At 51.4% G+C, this 26,677-nt stretch carries 21 protein-coding genes; 12 read left to right on the top strand and 9 right to left on the bottom strand.

Annotated elements, in window-relative coordinates:
* The first annotated feature begins 137 nt into the window (after positions 1-137).
* From UNDKW_RS06150 to UNDKW_RS06135, 4 genes are all read left to right on the top strand, one after another.
* A complete protein-coding gene (locus UNDKW_RS06150) occupies positions 138-1,523 on the top strand; it encodes a hypothetical protein (protein ID WP_232063269.1) in 1,386 nt (461 codons plus the stop codon).
* Complete coding sequence (locus tag UNDKW_RS06145) at positions 1,520-2,326, top strand: hypothetical protein (protein ID WP_232063268.1); 807 nt, start codon at positions 1,520-1,522, stop codon at positions 2,324-2,326. Before UNDKW_RS06150 ends, UNDKW_RS06145 begins: the two co-directional genes overlap by 4 nt.
* A 5-nt stretch (positions 2,327-2,331) precedes the next feature.
* Positions 2,332-5,196: an ATP-binding protein gene (locus UNDKW_RS06140; RefSeq protein WP_162057985.1), complete on the top strand. Its 2,865-nt coding sequence runs from the start codon at positions 2,332-2,334 to the stop codon at positions 5,194-5,196.
* Between the two features lie 207 nt (positions 5,197-5,403).
* Positions 5,404-6,159 carry a Crp/Fnr family transcriptional regulator gene (locus UNDKW_RS06135; protein ID WP_162057984.1) on the top strand — a complete coding sequence of 252 codons (756 nt, stop codon included), beginning with the start codon at positions 5,404-5,406 and terminating at the stop codon, positions 6,157-6,159.
* 188 nt (positions 6,160-6,347) lie between these two features.
* Here UNDKW_RS06135 and UNDKW_RS06130 read toward each other — a convergent pair whose 3' ends face one another.
* The 4 genes from UNDKW_RS06130 to UNDKW_RS06120 are packed head-to-tail and all read right to left on the bottom strand — an operon-like array spanning position 6,348 to position 9,154.
* Positions 6,348-7,484 (bottom strand): molybdopterin biosynthesis protein MoeY, encoded by a 1,137-nt coding sequence (locus UNDKW_RS06130; RefSeq protein WP_162057983.1) that lies wholly within the window; start codon positions 7,482-7,484, stop codon positions 6,348-6,350.
* The gene (locus UNDKW_RS06125; RefSeq protein ID WP_370529094.1) at positions 7,471-8,109 is read right to left on the bottom strand and encodes a ThiF family adenylyltransferase; all 639 of its coding nucleotides are present in this window, start codon (positions 8,107-8,109) and stop codon (positions 7,471-7,473) included. The genes UNDKW_RS06130 and UNDKW_RS06125 overlap by 14 nt, the downstream gene beginning before the upstream one ends.
* Complete coding sequence (locus tag UNDKW_RS31080) at positions 8,067-8,396, bottom strand: ThiF family adenylyltransferase (RefSeq protein ID WP_370529093.1); 330 nt, start codon at positions 8,394-8,396, stop codon at positions 8,067-8,069. The genes UNDKW_RS06125 and UNDKW_RS31080 overlap by 43 nt, the downstream gene beginning before the upstream one ends.
* On the bottom strand, positions 8,393-9,154 hold the full coding sequence (locus UNDKW_RS06120) for a hypothetical protein (RefSeq protein WP_162057982.1): 762 nt from the start codon (positions 9,152-9,154) through the stop codon (positions 8,393-8,395). Before UNDKW_RS06120 ends, UNDKW_RS31080 begins: the two co-directional genes overlap by 4 nt.
* 191 nt (positions 9,155-9,345) lie before the next feature.
* Between UNDKW_RS06120 and UNDKW_RS06115 the strand changes: the two genes are divergently transcribed.
* Together UNDKW_RS06115 and corA are read left to right on the top strand one after the other, a co-directional pair.
* Positions 9,346-10,422 (top strand): GlxA family transcriptional regulator, encoded by a 1,077-nt coding sequence (locus UNDKW_RS06115; RefSeq protein ID WP_162057981.1) that lies wholly within the window; start codon positions 9,346-9,348, stop codon positions 10,420-10,422.
* 86 nt (positions 10,423-10,508) lie between these two features.
* Positions 10,509-11,474 (top strand): magnesium/cobalt transporter CorA, encoded by a 966-nt coding sequence (gene corA / locus UNDKW_RS06110; RefSeq protein WP_162057980.1) that lies wholly within the window; start codon positions 10,509-10,511, stop codon positions 11,472-11,474.
* 56 nt (positions 11,475-11,530) lie between these two features.
* Here the strand turns inward: corA and UNDKW_RS06105 are convergent, their stop codons facing one another.
* A complete protein-coding gene (locus UNDKW_RS06105; protein WP_162057979.1) occupies positions 11,531-11,947 on the bottom strand; it encodes a lysozyme inhibitor LprI family protein in 417 nt (138 codons plus the stop codon).
* A 124-nt stretch (positions 11,948-12,071) separates the two neighbouring features.
* On the opposite strand from UNDKW_RS06105, the gene UNDKW_RS06100 reads away from it, so the two are divergent.
* The gene (locus tag UNDKW_RS06100) at positions 12,072-13,247 is read left to right on the top strand and encodes a DUF3667 domain-containing protein (RefSeq protein ID WP_162057978.1); all 1,176 of its coding nucleotides are present in this window, start codon (positions 12,072-12,074) and stop codon (positions 13,245-13,247) included.
* A 57-nt stretch (positions 13,248-13,304) separates the two neighbouring features.
* Here UNDKW_RS06100 and UNDKW_RS06095 read toward each other — a convergent pair whose 3' ends face one another.
* Positions 13,305-14,552, bottom strand: a complete 1,248-nt coding sequence (locus UNDKW_RS06095; RefSeq protein ID WP_232063267.1) for a GGDEF domain-containing protein — start codon at positions 14,550-14,552, stop codon at positions 13,305-13,307.
* Between the two features lie 357 nt (positions 14,553-14,909).
* On the opposite strand from UNDKW_RS06095, the gene UNDKW_RS06090 reads away from it, so the two are divergent.
* Positions 14,910-16,592 (top strand): alkaline phosphatase family protein, encoded by a 1,683-nt coding sequence (locus UNDKW_RS06090; RefSeq protein ID WP_232063266.1) that lies wholly within the window; start codon positions 14,910-14,912, stop codon positions 16,590-16,592.
* Between the two features lie 79 nt (positions 16,593-16,671).
* On the opposite strand, the gene UNDKW_RS06085 is transcribed toward UNDKW_RS06090, so the two are convergent.
* The 3 genes from UNDKW_RS06085 to UNDKW_RS06075 all read right to left on the bottom strand — a co-directional run bounded on the left by UNDKW_RS06085 (position 16,672) and on the right by UNDKW_RS06075 (position 23,249).
* A complete protein-coding gene (locus UNDKW_RS06085) occupies positions 16,672-18,288 on the bottom strand; it encodes an MFS transporter (RefSeq protein ID WP_232063265.1) in 1,617 nt (538 codons plus the stop codon).
* Between the two features lie 501 nt (positions 18,289-18,789).
* On the bottom strand, positions 18,790-21,987 hold the full coding sequence (locus UNDKW_RS06080; RefSeq protein WP_162057977.1) for an efflux RND transporter permease subunit: 3,198 nt from the start codon (positions 21,985-21,987) through the stop codon (positions 18,790-18,792).
* Between the two features lie 2 nt (positions 21,988-21,989).
* Positions 21,990-23,249 (bottom strand): efflux RND transporter periplasmic adaptor subunit, encoded by a 1,260-nt coding sequence (locus UNDKW_RS06075; protein ID WP_162057976.1) that lies wholly within the window; start codon positions 23,247-23,249, stop codon positions 21,990-21,992.
* Between the two features lie 235 nt (positions 23,250-23,484).
* On the opposite strand from UNDKW_RS06075, the gene UNDKW_RS06070 reads away from it, so the two are divergent.
* The 4 genes from UNDKW_RS06070 to UNDKW_RS06055 all read left to right on the top strand — a co-directional run bounded on the left by UNDKW_RS06070 (position 23,485) and on the right by UNDKW_RS06055 (position 26,675).
* Positions 23,485-24,099 (top strand): hypothetical protein, encoded by a 615-nt coding sequence (locus tag UNDKW_RS06070; protein ID WP_162057975.1) that lies wholly within the window; start codon positions 23,485-23,487, stop codon positions 24,097-24,099.
* 228 nt (positions 24,100-24,327) lie between these two features.
* Positions 24,328-25,359 (top strand): Glu/Leu/Phe/Val dehydrogenase, encoded by a 1,032-nt coding sequence (locus UNDKW_RS06065; RefSeq protein ID WP_162057974.1) that lies wholly within the window; start codon positions 24,328-24,330, stop codon positions 25,357-25,359.
* Positions 25,360-25,551: 192 nt separating this feature from the next.
* Positions 25,552-26,058 carry a DinB family protein gene (locus UNDKW_RS06060; protein WP_162057973.1) on the top strand — a complete coding sequence of 169 codons (507 nt, stop codon included), beginning with the start codon at positions 25,552-25,554 and terminating at the stop codon, positions 26,056-26,058.
* Positions 26,059-26,147: 89 nt separating this feature from the next.
* On the top strand, positions 26,148-26,675 hold the full coding sequence (locus UNDKW_RS06055) for a GNAT family N-acetyltransferase (RefSeq protein WP_162057972.1): 528 nt from the start codon (positions 26,148-26,150) through the stop codon (positions 26,673-26,675).
* The last annotated feature ends 2 nt before the right edge of the window (positions 26,676-26,677 follow it).

Below are 26,677 nucleotides of genomic sequence, written 5' to 3'. Positions count from 1 at the left end.
CATTGCAGCAAAACTTGTATTCGCATTAAGAAACTGGATTTTTGGCACTATGTCCGACAGCATTTTCTTGATGCACACTGTCAAAAATTAAAATCCTGACAATACTCAAGCAGGCTGCAAGCGGTTAAAATGCCCGCATGCAAAATATAAGTCATGACGCTGAGGTTCAGAACGAAGACGATCTCGCTCTGCAGACCTATTTCAAGCCTGGTATTACTCCCGAAGACGTTTCCGCTGTATTCCCCCTGAAGCGTGGCCAGCCTGTACTACAGGCTTTTACGGCTTTGTTTCATGGTGGCTTCAACGGCGTATTGCTGCGCCTGCTGGTTTTGCGGGAATTGACAGCCGATGTGGAAACGCCGTCGCTGAGCCGGGCCGATATCAATGCCAAACTCGGTTATCTCGAAGCAGATGCTTTGGAGACGGTATTGTCACGCCTGCGCTCTACCGGCTTGCTGATCTGGGATGCCAGCCAGTCGGTTTATCGCATTGCACCAACTGCGCGCAATGTACTAGCGGCGATAGAGTCCTTGCTGCAAGTTGAAGAAAACAATGACCAGGCTGAGATGAGCTATATGCTCACCCAGGTCGCCGGTGCCCAGGCTGTGGGTGGGGTCTCGGTAGAACAATTGCATCATTTGCTGGGGCGCCTGATAGAGCTGACCGAAGAATTCTCGGATGCGATAGCCTCCGGTTCAGAGTTCCAGTTACGCACTGCCCAGCAAAAATGGCATACCGCCTGCGACTGGGTGGAAAAAGGCTCAGAGATTATCCACGCCATCACCAATGACAGCCGTGCCGATGCAGCAACACACAGAGCAGCGCAAGCGATAGGCCGGGCCCAGAGTGCCCTGCTGAACATGCAAGGCATGTTCTCAAGAGCGCTGAACCAGATTGAGCGCCAGCGCGTGCATCTGGGCCAGTCTGGCTTGTCAACTACCGACATCAAAACCTGGCTATTGCAAAAAGACGACCTGGCGGCACTGGCTGACGATGCACTGGCAAAACCGGTGACACCGATGTTTATCACACCTTCAGAAATGATAGACGTGGCCGAGAGTGAACTGCTGAGCCACCGCGTCTCTGCGCTTGTGGGTGCCTTGCCTGCAGGTGAAAATGCACCATCGATTGCCAATGATGACAGCGAAGCCCTGCATGAGCTTGATCACTGGCTGGCCTTGCTGACTGAGGCTGATGCCTCGGAAAAGCCCATCTCATTACAGGATCTTTTATTGCCGTCGAATTTTTCGATTGCATCCTACCGCGCGTCCATGCTGCCTTTGCTGGGCGATGCCAATGAATCCGCCTTGCAGGGCGCCACTGGCGTATTGGCGCGCCTGCCGCTGGTTTTCAATTCCAAAGACAAAATGCAAAAGGTGCATGATGAACACGTTGCGGCCATGTCGATTGCCAGCCTGAGCGCACCCGATGCTGAAGCTACTGCCCAGGCGACTCGCAAAGCGAAGTCAACTGCGCCTGCTGAACAATCTGCACCACCTGTACAGACAAGAGAAACACCATGACCGAAGATGCACAAATCCTGATCGCCCGCTTGCTGGCGCACCAGACCCTGCGCCGTGAAGACAAGCTGGTCAAGCGCGCCTTGTCGGATGAATTATTCCGCACCGAGATCGACACCCGCCTGAAAGCCTGCGGCATGAAGTTTGTCGATAACGTGTATGCCGACTATGTGACCCTGGCACTGACACGCGATAGCGAATCCAAGGTATTTGGCACCAAAGAGACCTGGCAGAATAATAATTTTGGCCTGGCGCGCGACGGCGTGGCCTTGCTGGTGGTCTTGTGGTCTTTGATTATTTTGCCCAAGCGCGAACGCCAGGAAGCCCATCAACTGGCAGAAGAAGACCAGAATGATATGTTTGGCAAAGACAAACCCATGCCGCGTGCAGAAGATACCTCGATAGGCATCTCTTACCGCGCCCTGCTGGCAGACTTTGGCGAGAAGCTGGGCAAGAAAACCCGCATGGACATGAACCTGGGCCAGCTGGCGCGCGTAGGTTTTATCGAACGCAAGGCAGACCTGATTTTGGAAGGCCCACTGCTGGATTTACTGATGGACACCGACACGCTGAAAGACCGCATCATCAATGGTGCGCTGTCGGATATTTTCCAGATCCCGGTACCAAGGACACCTGCCATCATCACACCCGTTGCAGCCCAAAAAACAGAGGCTGAAACTGTCTCTGTCACTGAACCGGCTGTAGCAAGCGTGGTCACACCCGTTGCCAACTTCGAGGAAAGTGCAAACGCTGATAAAGACGCCGGTCCTGACACCAACACCGACACCAATACCGAAAAAGAATAAGCACCATGTTTCATATCAAATCGCTGGAACTTGTCCATTGGGATTATTGGCAACGCATCAAGAACATCCCTCTCGATGCCAAGATCATTACTATCGCCGGGCAAAATGGCTCGGGTAAAACCACGCTGCTCGATGCCTTGCGCACCCTGTTTGGTCTGGAATGTTCGATGGGGCGATCCTACAAACATTACGCCCGTCACTCAGGCCAGCAAACGGCATGGATACGTGCGGTAGTCGATAACAGCGCGGTGGGTCCGCAGATATCCAACCGGCCTTTCCGCATGTCTGGCCTGTATGAAGATGAGGTCACACTGTTTTGCAAGATAGAAAAAAATGGCGGTGACTGGAAGCGCCAATACCTGATGCGTAGTGGCAAGACCGAGATAGAAGAAATACAGGAAGCCAATGACTGGCTGGGCGTGGAGAGCTATCGCAAGCGTCTGGCACATGCTGGCTTGTCGAATGCCATGGGCAAGGTGCTGGCACTGGAACAGGGTGAAACCGACAAACTATGTGAATACGCACCTCGCCAGTTGCTGGACCTGGTGTTCCAGGTCTTTGGCGACAAGGAAGTACTGGATGCCTATGATGATGCGAAGCGCCATCAGCGTGATACAGAAACCGAGTTGCAGCGCTTTGAAACCGAGCTGGAAGGTGCAAAAACCAATCTCGAGGGCTTGCGCCTGCGCGTTGCCAATTACCACCAGTATGAAAGTCTGAGCAAAGAGAAACGCGATCTGCAGGAAGAGATACTACCTACCCTGCAATACCATGAAGCCCTGGAAAAAGCAGGAACTACCAGCCAGGCACTGCGTGCCAGCAAGCGCTTTTTAAAGACGCAAGACCTGGCTCTGTCTGACCGCCGCCAGCACCTGGCACAACAGGCACAGCAAGTCTCAGATGCCAAGCAGGCAGAAGCTGCACTGGAAGCAGAAGAGTCGTCGCTGCGAGAAAAACTGGGGCAGATCAACAGCAAACTCAAGCCACAAGAAAGCCTGCTGGAACAAAAAGCCCGCTTGCAAAAACTGGCTGCTGAAGCAGACGCCGATGTCGCCAATATCGCTGACGATCTGGAGAAAAAAGAAGCCGAACTGTCGCGCCAGAAGCTCGAACGTGATGCCCTGACCCAGCGCATCGCTGGCGAAATGGAAACCATCGCCGCCTTGCAAGGCAAGTCTGCCCTGCCAGACCCAGAGAATGTACGCCAGATGCGCCGTGCACTCACTGATGCAAATATTCCGCATTGCATGTTGCCAGAGATCGTCGAAGTGACCGATCCCAAATGGCAAGCAGCGGTAGAAGGTGTATTGCGCGGCTATACCTCGGTCATCTTGCTGGACAAGGCGACTGATGCCTCTGCAGCTTACCGCATCGGTGAGAAGCAGCGCTATAGTCACTTCATCGTGCCTGATCGTATCAGCGCACCGGTGGTCAAGGACCAGAGCCTGCTGTCCGTTGTCAACTTCACTGGCCAGGCTCCTGCCTGGCTGATAGAACAGTTGCAACGCATAGACACGGTAGGTTCAATCGAGCTGGGTATGAAACTGCCGAAGAATCAGGAATGGATTACGCCCGACGCTTACCATTTCGAACGCCGTGGTGGCCGCTCACTGTTCGTTGAAGTGTCACGCTATCGCTTTGGTAATGCGGGACGCACCCAGCGTCTTGAAGCCCTGCTGAAGTCTTTACCGCGCCTGCAATCGCAAGAAGATGTGCTGACCATGCAGATCAGCAAACTGGCTGGTGAAATCAGTGCCTTCAAAGCGCGTCTGGCTGGCGTTGATGCTGCAAAAGAACTGAGTGCCCGTCATGCAGAATTTGAAGAAGCGACCCGCAATACCCAGCCACTGAAACAGCAACGCATGGAAGTCGGCGGCCGCCTCGGTGAAATTGCGCCTTTGCTGAAAGCCGCTACGGAGCAACGCTCGGTTGCTCACCTTAAATGGGAACAGGCCAAGGCAGCGATTGCCGATGCCGAAGCACAATTACGCACATCAGAAAAGCGTCATGCCGATGAACGCAAGGAACAATTCGAAACCCTGCGCGCCATGCGCGATACCTGGCATACACTGCCACCTAACTGGAAGCGTGCCTCGCACCGCAAGGAACTGGTGGCCGAGCATGAAAACGTCCACCAGATTGAATTGCGCATACGCAGCCTGACGAATAACCTTGCGCGCGATGACTGGGAAACTGACTCCACCGTCGTCGATCAGTACACCCGCCTGAACGCACTGCTGCAAGGCCGCCAGGCTGAGACTGATGAACGTCGCTACCAGAATAACCGCGCGATAGAAGCCACCGTGAATGCCCGCGCCGCCTATATGGACAGGCTGCGCTTTACCATCAAGTCCTACAGCAAGAACATCAAGCAACTGGGCGAGCTGGCAGGCATAGAAGTGCATACCGATCCGGTCAAACTCGAAAATGACGATATACAACTGGCCCAGGCTGGCTTGCATGTGCGCTTCAAGTTTGACGGCAAAGGCCCGATAGGCATGAACGACGGTGAAGCATCAGGTGGCCAGCAAGTCATGAAGTCACTGATCCTGCTGATAGGCTTGCTGAAATCTGACGATGGTTCCGGCGGCTTTGTCTTCATCGATGAACCCTTTGCTCATCTCGATATACGCAATATCCAGCTGGTGGGTGAGTTCCTGAAGAACACCGATGCTCAGTATCTGATGACGACACCGCTGACGCATAATACCGACGTCTATGATCCGTCTGAACTGACACTGATCACCAGCAAGAAGAAAAAAGATACGGAATGGGCGCAGCCTATTTTTGTCTTGCAAAGAAAGACTGAAAAAACAAGGCTGCCAAGGCATGATGTATATCCCCTGATATCGCTTGATATCAGGGGATAGCTTATTCTGGCAGTCACTTTTTCTGTGTACATACTGCCAATACTGGAGGAGACTATTAGCTGTGAAATCAGGATGATAGTCTTTACTGTTGTTTCCGCTTGCACAAACCAAATGACCCACAAAATGCGGGTGAAACCATGTAAACTGCTTTGATGTTACAGCCTGCCCAAGCCTGCGGTAGAACAAGCAAGCGACCTCAAAATACATATGAAAAAAACAAGCAAAGCTGTCTGGTCTGAAAATCCAAAACAGAACAGCATATTAGCTGCGCTACCCAAGGCAGATTTCGAGCGTATCCTGCCTGATCTGGAACTAGTTCCTCTTCCATTGAAGTGGACTATGCTGGAATCAGGTGACCATGTATGCTACCTGTATTTCCCCATATCCGGCATCGTCTCGCTGATCTATGCACTGGAAGATGGTTCGTCGAGCGAAGTTGCCCTGGTCGGCAATGAAGGTATGGTGGGCATTTCCATCTTCATGGGTGGGGATAGCATGCCATCCAGCACGGAGGTGCAAAGCACAGGCAAGGCATACAAACTCAGCAGAAAAGTCATGAAAAGGGAATTTTCCCTGGGCGGCAAGTTGCAGCAATATGCTCTTCTATACACTCAGGCGCTGATTTGCCAGACCTCACAAACAGCGGTGTGCAACCAGCATCATTTACTCGATCAGCAATTGTGCCGCTGGCTCCTGATGAGTATGGACAGATTGCATTCTGAAGATATCGTGATCACCCAGGAAATGATTTCCAATTTATTAGGCGTGCGGCGCGAAAGCGTTACGCAAACAATAGGCCAATTGCAAAAGGACGGATTAATTGCCAGCAGACGCGGTCATATCAAGATCATTGACAGAGCGGCAATGGAAGCTCGTGTCTGTGAATGCTATGAAGTCGTCCGCAAAGAATACCTGCGGCTACTACCGCCCGTTCCAGATGCCGACCCGGCAACGGTGCTGTAGCGATAAGCTAGCGATTGTTCATCCATATGTATGATGCGCACTTTGTCATAAAGTGCGCAGTAAGTTGGACAAGTAAGTCATTGGTGCTGCCATACAGGGAGAATTTTTTACAGCTTGGGCCTTGCCCGGCGTCCCAAGACGTCTTGATCGCATTTCCCCTCTTGAGGAAATGATCATGAGGCTATGTGTTACGTGGCAGTATGTTGGCAAACTATGGGGTAGTCACCTTGTACATTTTCTCCAGTATTGGCTTGCAGGCAAATATCCTGCAGCTTCAATCTTAAAGAACGTGCTTGCGCTGGTTTGCCGTAACCCACTCTCCCCATAAAGCAGGTATTTTCCAAAGCTCCCGGGTAGCAGCGCGCTGCAAGGTCTTGATGCAATGCCTGCACCTGTTTCTGTATGCCTGCTTCAGCACTGCAAGGGCGCCCCGCATTGACATACCAGCTAAAGATCAGTGGCGTCATTTCTGGCTGCAATTGTATGCCCAGTTGTGTGGCAGTCAGCCATAAGCGTTGCAGGCTGCGGCCTGCGGCGACGAAGTCTTCAACGGTTTGTGGTTCTTTCTTTGCCACGATCATGAAATGCGCAGCGCAAAACAATGCGGGCACCAGATCCAGCTGCAAACGTGGTAGCCAGGTACCAGCCATATAGCGATTCATCCAGCTAACGCGTTGCCAGCTACGCATGGCCCAGCGCATGATTAGCAAACCCAGCTTATCCATGCCTATGGCCCGGTCTGGTATACGGTCTGTACTGAATTGCTTGCCCCAGTCTATGGCTTTTTTATGCACGGGAAAGGCTTCTGGCATGGTCAGGCGTATTTGGGCATTGCGCCACAACAATTTCGCCATTTGCCAGCGTTGTTGCCAGCCACCAAACCAGCGTATGCTGAAATTGTCTCCGGCTGCCTGTTCCAGCGCCAGTTGATGTTCGGGCCGCAAACCCCTTGTGGACAGCACACGTCTTTGCACGCTTCTTTTTTCTATCATCTCCACCAGGGGATGGGGACTGCAAATATCCAGAGGCAGAAGCCTGACCTGGTAGACAATGGCATCGCTATTGCCAGATTTGTCCTGACTATCCATGCGCAGAAATTCTGCCTGGCGATGTTGATGGCTGGCTGCCAGGCTGATATTTTCCAGCAGAGCACCGAGGGCGATCTGGCTGGGGCGGCCATCAAAATCATAGACCACCGTGTCGCGGGTATCAAAGGCACGGATGATGAAGACATCTTCCGAGATGATTTCAAAGCGCCAGTTCTGTACATTATCACCACTGGGTGCCCAGCGCGCCTTGTCCAGTATGTATTCAAGCGGGCTCATGCTGTTTTTCTGCAGTTGCCAGTTTCTGCCCCAACATGCGCCTTGCTATGGCCAGCTTGATTTTTTGCAAGGGGTTGCGGTTGCCACCGGGCAGCCAGGTTTTCTTCAATTCTTGCCGGTAAGCGTCGTAATGGATGCCGCGCGGCGCACAAACCACCTTGCCGCGTCCCAGCAGGATTTTTGCAGCTTCCGTTGCCGCCACACCTGCACACAACTGACAGGCCATGACCGTTGACGGGCCTTTTTTCAAATCCAGCCGCACACGGCTGGGATCAACCAGGTAAGAACCATGCAGACGTGCCGGTGCCAGCCCGATTAAAAAGCGTATGCCTTGCTCAAATTCTGATTGCCCCTGCATCTGGAAATAATCATCAAAACTCATTTTGCCAGGCATGAAGGACAATACGGCAGTCCCCATGCCCAAGGGCGCAGCAGTGACAGCCGGTATGCCTTTGCGATAGCAGGCAGCAAACACGGCACGGCGGGTATCAAAGGCAAAAAAGTCCAGGCTGTCAATATAGATATCGACACCATCCAGAAAGGCATCCATATTGGCCGGCCCTATACCCTGGGCAAAAACTGCTATCTGCAACTCAGGATTAATATCCCTGGCCATGGCCTGCATGACTTGCGCCTTGTCTCTACCCAGGGTGGATGCATGGCACCAGCCTGGCGGTTCATATTCGGCAAATCAAACTGGTCAAAGTCTGCAATATGGAAAGCACCTATACCTAACCTGGCCAGTGTCAGCAAATGTGCGCCGCCTACGCCGCCCATGCCAGCGATGGCGGCCTTCTTGCCACGCAGTTGTGCCTGCTCTGCCTCGGTAAACCAGCCCAGATTACGGGAAAAAGCCTGGTCGTAATCAAAAGATGGACCCGGCTGAGCAGGATGCACTAGTAGTGGTTTCATTCGTATTGCTCACTCATGCCCTGCATGCGGGCAGCCAGACGGGCTTCCTCTTCAGGGGAAAACAGATAAGGATAAAAAGAACGTTCAGTATCAGCCAGTTCTGGTTTACCACCAAAAATCTCTATCATCCTGGCAACATAATGCAAATCTATCCCCAGCAGGACAGATGGTGCCTGCACCTGCTGGTTATCCCTGACATCACTCAGGACAGTAAATTTCAGCATGCGCTGATAGAAGGCCACATGCCTGGGATTGACCTCTATGCAGATGTAGTTATATTGGCGTACCCGCAATGCCCAGATCTCGGCCAGATGGAACAAGGACGCGAGCACGCTGCGGGACTTGACTTCTTTTTCTATCGCCAGCTTGGTGAACTGACATAGCTTTGCACCTCTCCTGCGCAAGCTATCAAGTTCAAACTGGTACAGTTTGTCGAGCGGCAGGCCTTCCCCGGCATCAAATTGCACACTGAGCGTACCAACCACGCGGTTTTCTATGGTCGCCTGCAGGCTGAGGATATTGCCGGTTTTGCTCGCTTCAGGGTGGGCATAACCACGCGAGGAAAACCGTTCATTGACCAGCATGTTGATGGTTTCACGGTCATTTCTGGAGTTCACCAGCTTGACCTTGAAGCCTGGAATCTGCTTGTCCGGCCAGGGATAAACTGGTGGCTGCCGCCTGAAAGCATCCGCCTTATTCTGGCGCGGAACATCCAGGGGCATACCAATGATGGTATTTGTCTGAGCAAGTGAGTGCATGATCTTATCCAAAGTATAAGCAGTTTGAGGGACTACAAAACCTTTCCTGTGGAGTGCGCACCCACCGTTTGGAAACAGAAATATCGTATCTGTGCAGCAAGTATATTCATGCCTGCTGAAAATTAATAAGCTAAAATAGACAAGCGATATGCCGATTCAGCCATGACTTGTAAGCAAATCTATGTAATCAAATGTTACCGCTACGCTTTGATCTCTTATTTCTGGAAGGCTGCATGCCTGGTGCCATGCTGACCAGCATTGATGCCATTACCGCAGGAAATACCCTGTGGAGTTTGAGAAACCCTGAAAAATTAAGCCAGGCAGGCAGGCGTGCGCTGCCATTTCGCTGGCGCATCATTGATGTGCATGGCAAAGCCCTGCATTTGCCATGGCTGACGAACACCATGGACCCCGGCTTTGACGGCACAGATGAATATCTGCCGGCGAGGCAAACCGTGCTGGTCGTGCCTGGCTTGCAAATAAGCACCATTTATGAGCTGGACCAGCGGGTTAAAACTGGTGTGGCAGAAAAAGCCTTGCTGCAGTCACGTCATCAATCGGGGGCCATTATCGCTGCGAGTTATAACGCCACAGGCTTTCTGGCAGAAGCAGGCTTGCTGGAACACAAGCAGGCAAGCATGAGCTGGATGATGAGTGGATGGCTGACCGACAACTATCCGAATGTCCTGCTGAATTTGCGTCATGAAGTGGTGATTGACGGCAATCTGTTCACAACGGGCGCACCGGCCAGCAATTACCGCCTGATTTATGAAGTCATGCGCCTGCAGTACGGTGACGCGTTGGCCAATAGCGCCATCGACGCCACCTATTACCGCGAAGAGCGCTACAAGATCAGCGCCGACATGAACCCGGTGCTTTCCACCAAGGCGCGCGACGGCATAGTCTTCAAGGCCCGCGTGTGGCTGGAAGCAGACCTGAGCCGCAACTACAACCTGCAAGATGTGGCGCATGCTGCCGCCGTCAGCCCACGCACGATCAACCGTTATTTCAATGAAGTACTGGGAATGTCGCCGCTCTCCTATCTGCAAAAACTGCGTATACAAAGAGCCAAGCAATTGCTTGAAATTAGTATGCTGGATGTCAGCGCCATCGTTGAGCAATGCGGCTACCGCGACAACAGCTCATTTTGCCGCCTGTTCAAAAGAGAAACGCAAATGAGTCCCTTGCAATTCCGCCGTCGTTTCAATTTCCGGGTCGATAAGCGCTGGTGGCGTGCGAATGATGCTACCTCTTACGATACTGACTGAATCCTGCCACGCCTGAGTTTACACAGCACACATATTGGCTCAGACTGAATCTATTTTCTCCCAACAAAAAAGATGGAAACTGAAACATGTTAATCAACTGCGTTACTTATCAGGAAGGTCGCAAACTGTCTGACATACCCGTGGCAGAAATCAGCGACTATGTACAACATAAGGACCAGTTTGTCTGGGTGGCCCTGCGCGACGCATCTGACGAAGAATTACAGGAAATGCAGGTTGAGTTTGAACTGCATGAACTGGCGGTGGAAGATGCGCGCCACGGTTATCAAAGGCCTAAGATAGAGGAATATGGCGACTCGCTGTTTGCCGTCATCCACACGGTGGAAATGCTGGAGGGCGAGTTGCATACAGGCGAACTCAATCTTTTCGTTGGTGAAAATTATGTGCTGTCTGTACGCAACCGTTGCCAGCAAAATTTTCTCGGCGTGCGCCAGCGCTGCGAGCGTGAGCCGCATTTGCTCAGGCATGGCTCATCTTTTGTGTTCTATGCCCTGATTGATGCAGTGGTCGATCGTTACTTCCCAGTCGTGGAAGCGCTGGAAGAAGAACTCGAACTCATCGAAGAACAGATTTTTACCAAGGGCAGTGAGCGCGCCAACATCCAGCGTCTGTACCAGCTCAAGCGCAAGATCATGGTGGTCAAACATGCAGTCACACCATTGATGGAAGCCTGCGGCAAACTGTTTGGTGGCCGCGTGCCAGCCTTGTGTGTGAATACTCAGGAATATTTCCGCGATGTCTATGATCATTTATACCGCATCAATACCTCGATAGAAACCATACGCGACACCATCAGTACAGCGATACAGGTGAATTTATCCATGGTCGCAATCGATGAAAGCGAAGTCAACAAGCGACTGGCTGCAGGTGCGGCAATTTTTGCGGTACCTACCGCCTTTGCCGGTATCTGGGGCATGAACTTCAAGGCCATGCCAGAACTGGAATGGCATTTAGGCTATCCCATGGCTCTGGGCATCATGTTCTCGGCCTGTGCTTATCTGTATTACCGCTTCAAGAAGTCAGGCTGGCTGTGACCTGAGTTCACTCGTGGCACGACTTACAATGTATTGGACAAGTCATTATCGGTGCCTCAGCGCTGCAATGAGGTCTGGACTCCTTGCAGATGAAGCATGCGCTGTTCATTCAATTCCAGTATGCACAGGTAGCGCCGGTGCGAACCGCCTGTGCCACCAGCTGCGAGCGCAGCTTGCAGCTCGCATTGTTCTTTGCGATAGAGCAAATACTGCTTGCCCGCGGATAACAGATAGCGCTGCACCCGGCCACGGTTTGTTGGCGTATCGTCCCAGCGCAACACCATGGAGGAGGTATCTGCTTCTGTTTGTTGCAGCAGCGTGTCACTGTCTCTGACCCGTTGTTCCAGACACTTACGTGCATCTGCCTGGCCGCCAATGAAAAAACAGTCTTCACCAGATGCAGCACGTTGCGCCCATGCACCAGCACTGGAAACCGACAAACTCACACACAACAGTAATTGAGGCAAGCGCATCTTGTTCCTGTTTATCTAAAAAATGAGTGTTGCATATTATCAAATCCACACCTGATTGTGCTATCTTGCCGGACTGAGGGAAGTTCAACATCGTGCATAATCAAAAAAATCAGAGAGCAAGCATATGACCGTGGATGTGGAAATTGCAACGGATGTGGCAACAGCAGCAGTGCTGGTCAATGAAGCAGAAAAGAGCGCCGCACATGCGGCGGGCTCAGCAGAGCATCATCATGCATGCGCCAACTGTAATACTCCCCTGCAAGGGGCCTATTGCCACGCCTGCGGCCAGTCTGGCCATATACACAAATCCCTGTTGCATCTGGTAGAAGAGCTTTTGCATGGTCTGTTTCACTTTGAGACCAAGGCCTGGCGCACGATTCCAAAACTGATCTGGTCACCTGGCAAACTGACCCGCGACTATATAGATGGCCAGCGCACACGCTATGTATCGCCTTTGGCCCTGTTTTTGTTTTTGATCTTTTTGATGTTCTTTGTGTTTTCTTTCACGACGAGCAATCCGCTCGAGAGTATTACTGACAAACCGCATACTAAAGAAGGCATCAGCAAGGTCTTGCAAGAGAATCAGGCGAAGCTGACATCCCTGCAAAGTGAACGTAACAAACTGCTGGCAGGAGACTCGAAACTGGAAGATCTGGATGAAAACATCGCCGATCTTAAGTCAGAGATCACCGCACTGGAAAGCTCATTGAATTTACTTGGCATCAAAAATGATGGAAACGGCCAGGTAAAGGACGATGACAAAGACCAGGGCTTGGGAAAACTCGCGCAAAAACTGGATGAAAAACTGTTTAAAAAAATAGAAGAGAATCAGGCCAAGCAAGCGGCAAAAAAACAAAAGGTCACGGTTACCTCATCTCTCCCATCCATACAGGAAAAAATCAAGCATGCAGTCAATACACCTGAATTGACCTTATACAAAATGAAGAGCAATGCGTCGAAACTTGCCTTCATGCTCATGCCTATCTCCTTGCCTTTTTTATGGCTGCTATTCATCTTCAAGCGCAGATATGGCATGTTCGATCATGCGGTGTTTTCACTGTATTCCCTGTCCTTCATGGCCTTGCTTCTGATGACGACGGCCATACTGAATACCATGGGTTTCAGCACCACAGCAGTACTGCTATTTGTTTTTGTGCCGCCCCTGCATATGTTCAGGCAGTTACGTGAGGCCTATCACTTGGGAGTAGCTGCCAGCCTGTGGCGCACGATAGCCTTGCTGTTCGTGGCTGGATGTTCTTTGCTCATGTATCTGTTACTGATTTTGAGCGTGAGCGCCTGATCAGATTGTAGTGTGCAGTGTATGGTGTATGGTATGTAACCGGGAAGAGCCTGAACTTTAGGTCTCCCAGGTAACCCGGTTACGGCCATTGCTTTTAGCCTGATACAAGGCCTTGTCTGCGCGTTCAAGCAAACGGCCAAGGCGGTCGTCCTCGGCCCGGTATATGGCTATGCCTATGCTGACGGTCAGTGAGAACGGCTCGCCAGCGGCAGAATTCAGCAGCAGGGACTGTACATGGGCGCGTATGCGTTCAGCCACGAGCAAGGCTTCTGGCTGATTAGCCTGTTGCAAAAGCACGCAAAACTCTTCTCCACCAAGACGGCCAAACAGGTCGGACTCCCGTAATTCCAGTTTGACGGCCTCAGCAAAATTTATCAACGCCAGATCACCAGACTGGTGACCATATTTATCATTAATACCCTTGAAGAAATCCAGATCAAGCATCATCAGCGTCATCTGGGTTTGATAGCGCTGGCAGCTTTTGAAGATATGCTCGGCATGCTCAAGAAAAGCGCGGCGGTTGGCAATGCCAGTCAGAGAATCCGTGGTTGCCAACCTTTGCATTTCTCGTTCAAGCAATTTTCGTTGAGTGACGTCTCTGCAAATGCCTTCTGCACCGGCATAATTGCCCTCATCGTCATACAGCGCCTGGCTATTGACTGATATATCGATGATGCGACCATCTTTGGTGACCATTTGTCCGGGGAAATCACTGACCATGCCGTGCAGCATGATTTCTTTTCTAAAGGCTTCCCTGTCGCCCATTTGCGGATATAGTTCCGCTGCTGGTTTGCCCTCAATTTCTTCAGGGGTGTAACCCAATATTTTAGTGACTGCCGGGCTGACTTTTTGTACTATGCCATTAGCATCAGTACGGTAATACACGTCCTGCATGTTTTCAAACAAGCGCCTGAAATTGAATTCGCTCTGGCGCAATTGCTCCTCCATTTCGCTGTGCTCGGTCATGTCCATGCCGCTGATCATGACAGCATCCCTGCCTTCAAATTCTATCGCATTGCTGATCACCAGCAGCATGCGGAAATTACCCTTGCTGGTACGTATACGAAATTTACTATTCGCATTCGCCCAGTTGCTGCCCTGCTTTTTCAATCGTCCCTGTGATCTTGGCTGGTCAATTGGGTGGACAAATTCATCGACAGACTTTCCCAGCAATAGCTGCTCGTCGCTGACCTCGAGCAATTGCACTGCTGCGGGATTAAGTTTCACCAATTTGCCATCGACCACAATCGCAACAGCGACTGGTAAGATGTCAAACAGGTAAGTGTAATAATGATCTTTGTTCAAGAATGATCCGATCAGTTCCGGCTTCAATTGATAGACATGCAGAAAAGCATGATTTCATTTTACTGCCGGGCAATGATGAGCAAAGTAAGAAAATGCAAGATCAGGCAGTTTGTTTTTGACGCACAACAACAAGAGAATTGAAAGCAAAAATTTAATAGCCAAATTTAATAGATAAAGAATACATGCCGAAAAGTTTATGTATTTTGCTCAAGATTTACCTTGTCATCAAGCTGTCAGATGTATCACTTAGTGTATGCTAGCCTGGGCGCCGATGATAGCGAGAGTCGGCTCCTGCCTGGACCACTATTGAGCAATATTGACCATCATTGACCCGCACTTACCACTCAACAATACATCATGAATAATTCCCTGTCCCGCGTCCCCCTGCCCATGCGCCGCTTATTTTTGCTGACCTGTCTTGCTGCTTCTGCCAGCATGCCTGCGCACGCCGCAACGGTCGCAGAAAAACCAACACAAGCCAAACTCATTGTGGTTCTGGTCGTTGATGGCCTGCCTCAAGAACAAGTAGTGCGCTACCGCGATCAGTTTGGACAAGGCGGCTTCCGCCGCTTGCTGGACCAGGGTGCCTGGTTCTCGGATGCACACCAGGCGCACGGGATTACCGTCACAGCGGTTGGCCACTCAGCGGTGCTGACTGGCGCTTACCCTTATCAACATGGCATCATCGGCAATAACTGGATAGACCCGGTCACGCTGGAATCTGTCTATTGCACAGAAGACAAGCAATATACTTATATAGGCGAAGAAACCAAGGCCAGTGATGGCACATCCCCAGCCAACCTGCGCGTCAGCACCCTGGGCGATGAATTGCGTTATTCGAATGGTGAACACAGCAAGGTAATCACCGTGTCCGGCAAGGACAGGGGCGCAATCCTGCTGGCGGGCAAAACCGGTACTGCCTATATGTACATGAGCAAAACTGGCAACTTCGCCAGCTCCACGTATTACATGAAGTCTCACCCTCAATGGGTGCAGCAATTCCAGGCGGCAAAACCGCAAGACAAGTTTTATGGCAAGGAGTGGCGTCCTCTGCTGCCGGATGCAGCCTATGCAAATGATGCCGACGACGAGCTGGTCATCAACCAAAAAGAAAAAGACAAGCGCTTCCCTTTCAAATACGTCAGCAAGTCAGGCAAGCCTGATGCTGAATACTACAAGGATCTCTACACTGGTCCTTATGTCGATGAAATGACACTGGACTTTGCCCGTGCTGCGATAGAGGGTGAAAAGCTGGGGCAAAATCCGACCGGTGTGCCGGACGTACTCGGTGTCAGCCTGTCCAGCCATGATTATGTGAATCACAGCTTTGGCCCTGAAAGCCGCATGTCGCATGACCATCTGCAAAGACTGGACAGGATGCTGGCCGCTTTCTTTACTTATCTGGACAAGCGCATTGGCCTGGAAAACACCATGGTCGTGCTGACCGCAGATCACGGCTTCCCGAACGTGCCTGAATTTGCTCAATCCATCAAACGTGATGCACAGCGCCTGGATAGCAAGAAGATAACGGCAGATCTGAATCTGTACCTGGCAGAAAAATTTGGGCAAAAGGATCTGGTACGCAAATGGTCGAATCCTCATTTCCTGCTTGACTACAAACTCATGGAGCAAAAAAACCTCAAGCGTGAAGAGGTGGAACTGGCAGCAGCCAGGTTCCTGCAGGGCGTACCAGGTATTGCTGACAGCTTTACCCGCACTCAGTTTGAAAACGGTAATCTGCCACGCACCCGCATAGGCACACTGCTACAACGGGCCTGGAATAAACAGCGTTCAGGCGATGTCATGGTCGTCACCAAACCTTACTGGTATTTTGCCAGCGAGGCACATGGCACATCGCATGGCTCACCTTATATCTACGACACCAATGTGCCATTGATACTGATGGGCAAGCCTTTCAAAGCAGGTTCTTATGGTCAGTATGCAGAAGTCATGGATATTGCACCAACATTGGCGCACCTGTTAAGAGTGCGCCCACCTTCTGGTTCTGAAGGACGGGTACTGACAGAGATATTGCGCTGATTCCAATCCCGCTAAATGGCAGGACGAAAAAAAACCGCATGAATAAAATCATGCGGTTTTTTAATATCATGCACTCAGTTTATTTCGCCTGACGGTAATTGTTTTGCATCGTATAGCCGCGTGCATACAAGGCAAACAAGAAGGCTGCCAGTAAGGCAAAACCGGCAAAGAAGAACATCTGGAAAGCCGTGACGCTCATGCCAGTTGATTTGATTTGCTCAGTGACTGCCTCACTCTTGACGCTGGAATTGGCCAGCAAGACCCACAGGTTACCAATCGTTACCGACAGATTCCAAAAACTCATGATCACGCCCTTCATCGCCAAAGGAGCCTGGCTGTAGGCAAATTCAAGGCCTGTAGTGGAGACCAGCACTTCACCAAACGTCAGCAAAGCATACGGCAAGATTTGCCATGTGATGGTCAGCGCATTGCCGCCATCAATGGCTACTTGCATGAAACCGACCACGATCCAGGCCAAGCCAGAGAATGCGATACCAGTACCCATGCGGCGCAGGGCAGTCAGCTCCACGCCTTTACGTTTCAAGAATGGGTACAGGACCAGGTTATTGAAAGGAATCAGCAACATCACCAGCATAGGGTTCAAAGCCTGCATTTGTGAAGATGCAAACCATGAGGGCTTGGTCATCTGATCAGCCTGCAAGACCCAGGTCGATGCCTTTTGATCAAACAAGGACCAGAACGGTGTTACCAGAGCAAATACCACCAGGATGCGCAATACCGAACGGACACCATCCACCGCCACATCAGGATGAATGCCACGGGCACGTTCCAGTTGCATCCAGGTACCCATGCCACCAAAGCCCATTACCAACACCAGCGCCAGGCACAGCGCCGCGACAATACCGACTTTAGGAATCAGGAACATGGAGCCTATCGCGAGCAACACGCCTGCGACTGCGATGAAATAACCTGTTTTAGCCTGACCAGGTGCATTAGTAGTCAATGCGGTACGGACTACATTCAGAAAGGAATGTGGATCACGTGGTGCTGGTGGTACATGGACATATTTGGTGCGGCCTGTCCAGAAAACGACAGTCGCAATCAGCATCAGCACGCCGGGGATACCAAAGGCAATACTGGGGCCAGTCAAAGTAAACTTCAGTACGCCGAAAATGTCAAAGGTAGTAGTGGGGCTGAATTTTTTAAGGAAATAAGGCATCAACAGAGATGCAAAGAAAGAGCCAAAATTGATGATCCAGTAAAAACCATCAAACACTTTTTGCGCCAGCGAACGGTTGGTCTGATCAAACTGATCGCCAACAAAAGATGTTACCAGCGGTTTGATCCCACCCGACCCCAAGGCAATCAGGAATAGTCCAGTATAAAAACCGTTGCGGCTATCTTCAAAAATAGCCAGGCATGCATGGCCGCAGCAATACACAAGGCTGAGCCAGAACACCGTATTGTATTTACCAAAATATCGGTCAGCCAGCCAACCACCAAGTAAGGGGAAGAAATACACACCGATGACGAAAGTATGGAACACTTCTTTCGCCATGTCCTTGCGCATTTCTTCAGGCATGGACAGCAGCAAGCTGGTAGTCAGGAAGGTGACCAGAATATTGCGCATGCCATAAAAGCTGAAACGTTCGCAGCCCTCGTTGGCGATGATATAGGGTATTTGCTTAGGCATGCGCGCTTTGTCGGCGCCATCCATAGCCACGGATTGAGTCATTCGTCTCTCCTGTTCAATTGTTTTTTTCACAGCCTTGGCAAACTGCCTTTTGTAAAGACAGGCTTGCCTTTTGGGATCATGGATAAGTTTGCCAGCATATAAGATGGATATATCTGGAAAAACAGTGGGCGAAGTATCCAGATTTGTGCAGGGGTAGTCAAGCCTGAAAACGCCCGCGTTTGATAGAGAAAAGCTATGGTTTGAAGCTTGTCCCTACATACAAGGAGAAATGATGTCAGAGAGCTACCGTAATGCTGTATCACTCAAACCAGCAACCAGGCTGCAAGCCGCATGGATGCTAGGTTTGTGCACCGCAAAAATAAAAAACTCATGAGTTGATGACGATACGGTTATGAGTAAAATTCAGACAAAATAATTTTTCACATACTCTCCATATGCGTCACAATTTCTCCGCTTTTGCTCTGTCTTTTCGCCACCTTTTCTCCACATACCGTGGCGCAAAAATGAAAATGCCCACTTATGAAGTGGGCATTCATGTCATCAGGTCAGCGCAGGTTTGCCGCTGACCTTACGCCACAACCTGAATGGCAGGCGGAAGATAAAACGCAACATAACAAGTGTCAGCAGGGCTTCAACAAATGTCATGATGAAGGCAAAGAAAGTATTCCAGCGCGATTCACGACGATGGAACTTGGCGACCATACGGTCAACGCTGATTTCTATACTGTCATAGAAAGTCGGCACGACCAGCAAGGTCAGGAAGGTGGAGGTGATGGTGCCGCCAATAATCGCAATCGCCAGTGGGCGGTAAAACTCCCCACCCTCACCCAGGCCTATCGCCACTGGCAACATACCGGCGATCAGCGCAAAGGTGGTCATCAGGATAGGACGCAGGCGCTTGCGGCCAGCGTACATCAATGACTCTTCACGGTCATAGCCTTCTTCTTCGCGTTTCCTGGCACAGTCAAGCAAGAGAATCGCATTCTTGGCGACCAGCCCCATGAGCATGATGATGCCGATAAAGCTCATCAGGTTCAGTGTGCCCTTGGTCAGCAACAAGGCAACCACCACACCTATCAGACTCAAAGGCAGGGACAGCATGACAGGAATAGGTGCAGTGAAGGAGCCGAACTGCATGACCAGTATCAAGTACATCAAGCCTATGCCAGCAACCAGAGCAATGGTCATTTCAGTGAACAGTTCTTTTTGCGAACGTGCTGCACCGCCAAGTTCTATACCAAAACCAGTGGGGAAGTTCATGGCCCTGGCGATCTTCAAAGCCTCGGTTGTGACTTCACCAGAAGACTTGCCCTGTGCATTGGCAGATACTTCTATCATGCGTTTGCCATCAGTATGCTGGATCTTGGCTGGGCCCTTGCCCATGGTGATTTTGGCGATTTGCTCCAGTGGTACCATCTTGTCGCTACCAGCCACGGCGATAGGCAGGCGCTCTATATTTTCTGCACTGATCCTGTCGTCCGGGTGCAGACGCACCGCCACGTCACGCGCCTCACCGGTAGGATCAACCCAATCACCAATCTCGACACCGGCAAACGCCACGCGCAAAGCCTGGGCTGCGTCATTGACTGAGATGCCGAGGGAATTTGCCAGGCCGCGATCCAGCTCTATCTGCAATTCATCTTTAGGATCTTGCTCAGACAAGCCTACATCCACTGCGCCTGGCACCTTGCTGAGCTGCCCCATGAAGTCGGTGGCAATCTCAGTGAGTTTTCTTGAGTCTGGGCCAGAGAACCGGATTTGCACCGGTTTTCTGGCACCATTACTCAGATCATCCTGCACCACATATTCTGCACCGATAATGGTTGCCACCAGCTTGCGCAACTCAACCCCAACTTCACTGGCCGAGCGCTTGCGCTCCGTACTCTTGCCGATATCAACATAGACACGGCCACCACCGGCATTGATAACACTGTTGGTTGCCTTGGTTTCTTTGATGGTACGGGCAAGCTCGGCAGCTTTTTCCACCTTCATGCGGCCATAGTCAAGACTGGCACTGGAAGGAGTACGCACATCAATCACCAGGGTGCCATTGTCAGACACAGGCAGGAAACTGGTGCCCCCCATACTTGCATGCAAGGCGATTGCCCCTATAAAACTGAGGCCAGCGATCAAGGCCATCCAGACACGGTGATGCAGGGCCCAGGCAATCACATTGCCATAACGGTCAGCCTGATGGTCAAACCAGGTATTGAATTTGGCCAATATCCGGCTAATGCCGCGCTTGGGTTCCAGGTGATGTCCGACCGGGTCGCCCCAATAAGCAGACAACATCGGGTCCAGCGTAAATGAAATAAACAGACTGACCAGCACGGAACTGGCAACGGTCAACGCAAACGGCCTGAACCATTCACCAGAAACACCGGGCATGAAAGCCACAGGAATAAACACGGCAATGATAGAGAAAGTGGTGGCAGCCACCGCCAGGCCTATCTCCTTGGTGCCATTGCTGGCAGCAGTACGGCGGTCTGAACCCATTTCCATATGCCGCACGATGTTTTCGCGCACCACAATTGCATCATCAATCAGCACACCAATTGCCAGCGACAAGCCGAGCAAGGTCATGAAGTTCAGGGTAAAGCCACATAACCAGACTGCGATGAAAGCCGCAATCACAGAAGTTGGCAAACTCATCGCCGTGATCAGGGTAGAGCGCCAGGAATTGAGGAACACATACACGACAAAGATCGTCAGCACCGCACCAAACATCAGGGATTCAATGACGTTGTTCAGGCTGGATTGCGCATCCTTGCCACCATCTTGCGTGACTTCCAGCTTACTGCCCTTTGGCAAAGTCTTGTTGATTTCTTCTATCAAGTCCCGCACTTTGTTGGCAACTGTCACAGTACTGGCATCACGCGAACGGGTGACCGAGATACCGACATTGGGGTTACCATTGCGCACACTGAAGCCACCTATCTCGGCAAAGCTGTCAGCAATCTCAGCCACTTGCGCGAGCCTGACCAAATCAGTGCCACGGCGCTTGATGACGATGTTCTGGAATTCTGCCGGTGATTCTATGCGCCCTATCAGGCGTATGCTTTGTTCATCCAGCTTGCCGCGCACTTTACCCACAGGTGCCGTGGTATTTTGATTGCGTAAGGCAGTGACCACTTCACCGACAGAGACATTGTATTCACGCAGTTTTTGCGCATGCAGCAGTACAGTCAACTCGCGCCGTAAAGAACCATTCACGCTGACCGTAGCAACCCCATCTATGCCACGGAACTTATCGGATAACTCATCTTCTGCCAGCCGCGAAATCTCGGCATGACTGAGCGTACTGGACGACAGCGCCATCTGCATGATGGGTTGTGCCGATGGATCGCTGCGCTCCAGTATGGGCTCGCGCATTTCCGTAGGCAGTTTATAGCGCACCGATGCTATCGCATTGCGCACCTCGTCCGAGGCTTCAATGAGATTTTTATTGAAGTTAAAAACGATTACAATTTGTGCACGCCCTTCAAACGCAGTCGAACGTACCTGATATACGCCGGTAATACTTTGCAGCGATTTTTCCAGTCGGTTGATAATTTCGCGTTCTACCGTTTCTGGAGATGCACCTGGATAGGGGATGCTGACCACCAGTACCGGTTCCTCGACATCCGGTATCTGGTTAACCTTGAGTTTTTTTAGTGCCAGCAGGCCCATGCACATGAGAGCGATGATGATGACGATCATCGCAATCGGCCGTTTAATACTGAAATCAGAAAGGAACATGATTATTTCCCTTTAGGACTGGCAGTTGCAGGGGACGATGCCGCTGTTGATGCTGACACAGAAGATGCAGAGACTGAACTGGCCGGAGCCGCAGGCAAATTCGCACCTGCAGTAGCAACCATTTTTACCTTTTGCCCATCCACAAGAGTAGAAATCGGATTGCGTATGACCTTGTCGCCATCCACCAGGCCGCTGCGTATTTCAAAGTCGCCACGGCGGGGATCGCGTTCACCGATCACGATACTGACTTTTTTCACGATGCCGTCCTTGATGCGCCAGGCATAGGCCTTGTCGCCATCACGTATCAAGGCTGTGCTCTTGATCATCAGGGTCTGGGTCGAACCTGTTTCTATGCGGCCTTCAGCATACAGGCCAGACACCTTTGGTGGTGTTGCGTCGGCAAAAGCCACCAGCACTTCTACCTGTCTGGTAGTGGCATTCGCGGCCATATCGACACGCTTGACCTTGCCAGCAAATTGCTGGTCGCCATAACCATTGACACGGAAACTGACTGCCTGGCCTATCTTGACATTGTTCACCTTGTCGGCAGACAGCAAGCCTTCAAAGCGCATGCTGGTCGGGTCGATGACCTTGACCAGTTCCTTGCCTATCTGGGCGGTATCACCTGCCGAGACCTTACGCTCGCTGACGACACCATCAAAGGGTGCGCGCACTTCCGTACGCTGCATTTGCTGGCGCGCCTGCACTGCACGCGCCTTGGCGGCTACCAGGTCACTCTGGGCATTGTTACGGCGTATTTCTGCATCTTCCAGTTGCTGGGTCGAGGTCATGCCGGAGGCACGCAAGGTCTTCAGGCGCTGAAACTGGCGCTCAGCCTGCTCCAGTGTCTGCGCCGATGCCCTGGCGGCTTCTTCAGCTGAATTAAGGCTGTCGCGTATCGAAGTATCATCAAGACGCACCAGCAAGTCACCACGCTTTACAGTCTCGCCATTTTCTTTAAGCACCTGTAAAACGACTGTAGATAATTCCGAGCGCAGGTCTGCCTTGCGTTCTGGCTGAATCGAGCCGGTAATCACGGGCCCGGATGAGAGCGCACTATTTTGTATGGTCTGCAAGTCTTCTTCAGTAACCAGCAAGGGACTGTCTGGTATCTTGGCGCTGGCAGACTTTGCGCTTGCCGCGCTAGTACCTGCACTGGCACTGGCCTTGGCCTGGTCCGAGTCCTTGCCATCTTTTCCTCCCTTGCTGCATGCCGTCAATGCCAGGGCAAGAGAAAGAAAAATCAGACTGGGTCGCAACATGGTGGTTCTCCGTATATTTATAATAAATGTTTCGCTAAGAAGCTGATTTGTAACAAAAAGTTCCAACTCTTGCCAAGTATCTATGAGCATGCAGGCAAGTGTCAATCATGCATTTCCAGCGACATTACCAGCTAGCAACACTCCCCCTTTGTCGCTTACTTATGGGTGAATTTCTTGCATTTCGATCACAAGTCCGGTAGGCTCCCGCCTCCTGCGTATCTATCAAGCTCTCATTGTGTCTGTTATTGTTTCTGTTCAAGCGCCTGCACCAGCTTCACCGCCCGTCTTACTGATTGTTACTGATGTTTTTGGCAATACGCCAGCGGTTGCCAGTTTTGCCCGGCAATTTCCCCTGCCCTGCCTGACCGTTTCGCCTTTTAGTGGCGAGAAAACACAATACCCGGCAGAAACACTGGCTTATCACGCATTTATTGCCGAAGGCGGCGTTGCTGCCTATGCCGAAAACCTGGCCCGTATCATAGAAGAGCATCAATCCAGCCTGCGTTATGCGATAGGCTTTAGCGCCGGAGCCAGTGCACTCTGGCTCAATAGCGCCATGCCGGCCATGGCCGGCATGCAGCAAGCCGTGCTGTTTTATGGCTCGCGCATACGCGATCATCGCGAGGTAAAACCTGTTTGCCCGATGCGCCTGATTTTTGCCGAGCAGGAAGCAGCCTTTGAACCAGCAGAACTGGTGGCCGACTTGCGACGGCGCAATCAGGATGCAGAACTGGTCAAGGGCAGCAAACATGGCTTCATGAACCCCTATTCCGCTGGTTTTTGCCTGAAAACCCAGGAACGTTTTATGAAAGAGTTGCTTGATCTGACGCAAATCAGCGTTGCAGCATGAGTAAAGACCCTGCTTGTAGCTGGCTGGCAAGATTGAGTTTCACATCCTATTCCCCTATACTTCGCACGCGTGACACAATCACCGCCCTGCGTTTTTGATTACACCAACCCGTGATCAAAGACAGTTTTATTTGCATGACAACACCACTATTTAACTAACTTTTTTGCGGCACCAGTGCATCTGCCTGATCTGGCAGCTCGTCTGGTTGATCCGCGCGGAGCCATAAGCATGACCGCTTTTGTATTTAATGAAATCAATTTCGACGACCACGAACAAGTCGTGTTCGCATCCGAAGCCAAATCCGGCTTGAAAGCCATCATCGCAGTCCACAACACCAATCTTGGCCCAGCCATGGGTGGCTGCCGCATGTGGAATTATGCAGATGAAGCTGAAGCCGTACGTGATGTATTGCGCCTGTCGCGCGGCATGACTTACAAGAACGCCGTTGCTGGCCTGCCTATAGGCGGCGGTAAAAGCGTCATCATCGGCAACCCGAAGACTGACAAGACCCCTGCCCTGTTTGAAGCCCTGGGCGAAGCCCTGGAGCGCCTGGGTGGCCGTTATGTTACAGCAGAAGACGTAGGCACCAGCCCGGCTGACATGGCCAATGTTGCCAGCAAAACCAAATACGTTGCTGGTCTGGGTGACCGTGGCGACCCATCGCCCTACACCGCACTGGGCTGCTTCGTTGGGGCCCAGGCTGCAGTCAAACACCATTTAAAGCGTGACAACTTTGATGGTCTGACCGTGGCCCTGCAAGGTCTGGGTCATGTCGGTTATGACTATGCCCGCCAGTTGAAGGAAGCCGGTGCCAAACTCATCGTTACCGACATCGACCAGGGTGCACTGAAACGCGCGCAAGAAGAACTGGGTGCGGAAGTCGTCGCCATCGACGCCATCTATGATGTGCAAGCCGATATCTATGCACCATGCGCCCTGGGTGCAACCCTGAACCCGGACACCCTGTCACGCCTGAAAGCGAAGATCGTTGCAGGTGGCGCCAACAACCAGCTGGCAACACCAGAGATAGGCGAACTCTGCCGTCAAAAAGGTATCTTGTATGCGCCTGACTTTGTCATCAATGCTGGCGGCATCATCAAGGTGTGCTACGAATACCTGAACACACCGGAAGACGGCATGGTCGCCCATGTACGCCGCATTGGTGAAACCCTGGCTGAAGTGTTTGCCCGAGCCGATGCAGAAGGCTTGCCAACCAGCGTCGTGGCTGATCGTATTGCGGAAGCCAGGTTCAAGAAATAAAGCAATACAAGCCCAGGCTTGCAGATGCTGAAATTAAAAGCCACCAGACTGATGTTCTGGTGGCTTTTTGTTTTTTCAATTGTTTCTCGCATTGTATCTGCAGTAATCGCAAACATCTGTATCTACTGACCCTATCTCAACAAGCATATTCTATCTGGGAGGCAAGTTTTCTTATCCAACCGGAGAATATGAATGACGATGTTATCGAATATACGCATGCTGACCCACTATAAAGCCTGGGCTGATGACAAGATGTTTTCCATGTTGAGTGCCCTACCTGAAGAAGAGGTATTGCGCCCCCGGCTGACCCGCATTGGCAATATGCTGCATACCCTGAACCACGTGTATGTCATCGACGATATCTTCCGCGCGCATCTGCAAGGGCAGCAGCATGAATATCAAGACCGCAATACCGCGACCACACCAGCATTGCATGATCTGTGGAACGCATCCAAACAAATGAACCAGTGGTACCGTGACTTCGCCAAAGACCTGACTGACGATGATCTGGAACGTGTCATCCATTTCAATTTCATTGGCGGTGGCGAAGGCATCATGAGTTGTCAGGAAATGTTGCTGCACGTCGTCAATCACGCTACTTACCATCGCGGTTTTGTCGGTGACATGATGTACCAGGCGAAGGTCATGCCTCAATCTACAGATATGACCGTGTTCGTCAGGGATGTATTGAGGGCATGATGCATAAGCTTGCCATCCGGCGTGCTGCTTGAAAGAGTTGAATTTCAGGCTTACACTCGTATGTTCTATTTTCAACAAGCTGCCTGATCATGACCATACTCACTACTGCACGCCTGCGCCTGGAACCAATGAACGACAGCCATTTTGACGGTCTGTTCCACATGAACAGCCAGGCCGAAGTCATGCAATACATTACCGGCAAACCAGATACGCCGGAAGACACGCAGGCCATGATAGAACGCGTCAAGGCGCGCTGGATAGAGTATGGTTTTTCGTGGTGGAGTTTCATAGAACTAGACAGCAATGAAGTCATCGGTGCTGGCTGCATACAATACCTGGGCCGCGACCCGGCCAATCCTTTGGAAACTGGCTGGCGTCTGCGCAAGGAAAGCTGGAACAATGGTTATGCATCAGAGGCCGCGCAGGCCATGGCGGCATTCGCCTTTGAAAATCTCAAGGCTGAATCCTTGTGCGCGGTCTGCCATCAGGATAATCATGGCTCAGCAAATATCATGAAAAAACTGGGCATGCAATACCGTGGCATAGAGCGCTGGTATGACATGGACACTGCGGTTTATTCCATGGATAAAGCAGGCTGGCTGGCAAGCAGAAAATAATG

Source organism: Undibacterium sp. KW1, from assembly GCF_009937955.1.
In the GTDB taxonomy this organism is placed as follows: domain Bacteria; phylum Pseudomonadota; class Gammaproteobacteria; order Burkholderiales; family Burkholderiaceae_D; genus Undibacterium.
This window is presented reverse-complemented; position numbering and strand designations above follow the sequence as displayed.

Excerpts from the sequence above, each read along its gene's own strand:
- UNDKW_RS06125 (WP_370529094.1), bottom strand. The coding sequence starts at position 8,109 with ATGCAGGCCATGGCCAGGGATATTAATCCTGAGTTGCAGATAGCAGTT.
- UNDKW_RS06140 (WP_162057985.1), top strand. The coding sequence starts at position 2,332 with ATGTTTCATATCAAATCGCTGGAACTTGTCCATTGGGATTATTGGCAA.
- corA (WP_162057980.1), top strand. The coding sequence starts at position 10,509 with ATGTTAATCAACTGCGTTACTTATCAGGAAGGTCGCAAACTGTCTGAC.
- UNDKW_RS06075 (WP_162057976.1), bottom strand. The coding sequence starts at position 23,249 with ATGTTGCGACCCAGTCTGATTTTTCTTTCTCTTGCCCTGGCATTGACG.
- UNDKW_RS06115 (WP_162057981.1), top strand. The coding sequence starts at position 9,346 with ATGTTACCGCTACGCTTTGATCTCTTATTTCTGGAAGGCTGCATGCCT.
- UNDKW_RS31080 (WP_370529093.1), bottom strand. The coding sequence starts at position 8,396 with ATGAAACCACTACTAGTGCATCCTGCTCAGCCGGGTCCATCTTTTGAT.
- UNDKW_RS06100 (WP_162057978.1), top strand. The coding sequence starts at position 12,072 with ATGACCGTGGATGTGGAAATTGCAACGGATGTGGCAACAGCAGCAGTG.
- UNDKW_RS06065 (WP_162057974.1), top strand. The coding sequence starts at position 24,328 with ATGACCGCTTTTGTATTTAATGAAATCAATTTCGACGACCACGAACAA.
- UNDKW_RS06060 (WP_162057973.1), top strand. The coding sequence starts at position 25,552 with ATGACGATGTTATCGAATATACGCATGCTGACCCACTATAAAGCCTGG.
- UNDKW_RS06150 (WP_232063269.1), top strand. The coding sequence starts at position 138 with ATGCAAAATATAAGTCATGACGCTGAGGTTCAGAACGAAGACGATCTC.
- UNDKW_RS06135 (WP_162057984.1), top strand. The coding sequence starts at position 5,404 with ATGAAAAAAACAAGCAAAGCTGTCTGGTCTGAAAATCCAAAACAGAAC.
- UNDKW_RS06090 (WP_232063266.1), top strand. The coding sequence starts at position 14,910 with ATGAATAATTCCCTGTCCCGCGTCCCCCTGCCCATGCGCCGCTTATTT.
- UNDKW_RS06130 (WP_162057983.1), bottom strand. The coding sequence starts at position 7,484 with ATGAGCCCGCTTGAATACATACTGGACAAGGCGCGCTGGGCACCCAGT.
- UNDKW_RS06055 (WP_162057972.1), top strand. The coding sequence starts at position 26,148 with ATGACCATACTCACTACTGCACGCCTGCGCCTGGAACCAATGAACGAC.
- UNDKW_RS06085 (WP_232063265.1), bottom strand. The coding sequence starts at position 18,288 with ATGACTCAATCCGTGGCTATGGATGGCGCCGACAAAGCGCGCATGCCT.
- UNDKW_RS06105 (WP_162057979.1), bottom strand. The coding sequence starts at position 11,947 with ATGCGCTTGCCTCAATTACTGTTGTGTGTGAGTTTGTCGGTTTCCAGT.
- UNDKW_RS06145 (WP_232063268.1), top strand. The coding sequence starts at position 1,520 with ATGACCGAAGATGCACAAATCCTGATCGCCCGCTTGCTGGCGCACCAG.
- UNDKW_RS06080 (WP_162057977.1), bottom strand. The coding sequence starts at position 21,987 with ATGTTCCTTTCTGATTTCAGTATTAAACGGCCGATTGCGATGATCGTC.
- UNDKW_RS06120 (WP_162057982.1), bottom strand. The coding sequence starts at position 9,154 with ATGCACTCACTTGCTCAGACAAATACCATCATTGGTATGCCCCTGGAT.